The organism is Clostridium sp. CTA-19 (assembly GCF_054767855.1).
In genome coordinates this window covers 1-580 of the sequence record NZ_BAAABH010000095.1, presented here as the reverse complement: position 1 = coordinate 580, position 580 = coordinate 1, and the positions used below count along the sequence as shown (strand labels likewise).

Annotated in this window: 1 tRNA gene and 1 rRNA gene; both read left to right on the top strand. The window is 38.6% G+C overall.

The window, feature by feature from the left end:
• Positions 1–348 precede the first annotated feature (348 nt).
• Positions 349–466, top strand: a 5S ribosomal RNA gene (gene rrf / locus ACYUE0_RS17780).
• A 5-nt stretch (positions 467–471) separates the two neighbouring features.
• Positions 472–546: transfer RNA gene (locus tag ACYUE0_RS17775), tRNA-Asn, on the top strand.
• Positions 547–580: the final 34 nt, after the last annotated feature.

Genomic DNA, 580 nt, shown 5'->3' with positions numbered 1-580 from the left:
GTGAGGGGTGTAAGCATGGTAACATGTTCAGCTGACTCATACTAATAAGTCGAGGGCTTGACCTAATATAATCACTGTGCAATTTTCAGAGAACAACTCTGAAGAATTTAATATAAAAATATTAATATTTAAGTTAATAAAAGCAAGTAGTTCTAGGCAACAAAGAAGTGAGTATCACAACGACTGAAGTTAATGACGAAATACGTTGCTTATATTAAATTTTAAATAAATTAAGAGAAGCAAGTAATGTTAGGAAATGACTGAGTGAGAAGCGGAGTTTATTTGTATAAATGAGYATMGMAACGAMKGRARTTRACGACGCAGTACGCCGCTTATATTAATTTAAAATCTGGTGATGATGGTTTAGAGGGTAACACTCCTTTCCATTCCGAACAGGCAAGTTAAGCCTCTAGACGCCGAGAGTACTGCACGGGTGACTGTGTGGGAGGGTAGGTTGTTGCCAGGTAATATTCCGCGATAGCTCAACGGTGGAGCACTCGGCTGTTAACCGATAGGTTGAAGGTTCGAATCCTTTTCGCGGAGCCATTTTGGAAACATAGAAGTAGAATATCTACTTCTT